This window comes from Poseidonocella sp. HB161398 (assembly GCF_005870025.1).
In the GTDB taxonomy this organism is placed as follows: Bacteria; Pseudomonadota; Alphaproteobacteria; order Rhodobacterales; family Rhodobacteraceae; genus Mangrovicoccus.
Map to the genome: position 1 here is coordinate 1 of NZ_VATA01000283.1, position 602 is coordinate 602.

Genomic DNA, 602 nt, shown 5'->3' on the forward strand with positions numbered 1-602 from the left:
AAATGGGTCAACCGATTTGGGCGCTATTTTGCTTCCTGCATCAAGCGCGATAGGCCCGGCGTCCGCAGCAAATGGCACCTCGATGAGGTCGTCATCGCGATCCGCGGGAAGAAGCACTGGCTCTGGCGGGCCGTCGACGCGGACGGTCACGTGCTCGACATTCTGGTTCAGCCCCGGCGAAACGCCAAGGCTGCAAGGCGTTTCCTCAAAGGGCTGATCGGCCGGTTCGGCGCGCCGCGTGTCATCATCACCGACAAGCTGCGCTGCTATATCAAGCCAATTCGCGAACTCGCTCCGGGTGCAGAGCACCGAGCGCATAAGGGCCTGAACAACCGCATCGAAGGGTCCCACCGGCCGACCCGAAAGCGCGAGAAGCTCATGGGCAAGTTCAAGTCCGCAAGGCAGGCTCAGAGATTCCTCGCTGCGCATGACCAGATCAACACGATCTTCCGGCCCCGCCGCTATCGTCTGTCCGCCACATCCTACCGCCACGCCAGATCCGATGCCCATGCCCTGTGGGCCGGATACGCCCTTGAGATGGCCGCCTGAAAGACGCCGCTCAGGCCGAGTGCGTACGCTTCAAAACAAGTTGGCAATGTCCC

1 protein-coding gene is annotated in these 602 nt (G+C 62.0%); it reads left to right on the top strand.

What is annotated here, in order from left to right; all coding sequences use genetic code 11:
• The coding region (locus FGX59_RS37270) for an IS6 family transposase (RefSeq protein ID WP_138473509.1) at nt 1–549 on the top strand (549 nt) is incomplete at its 5' end.
• Between the last annotated feature and the right edge of the window lie 53 nt (nt 550–602).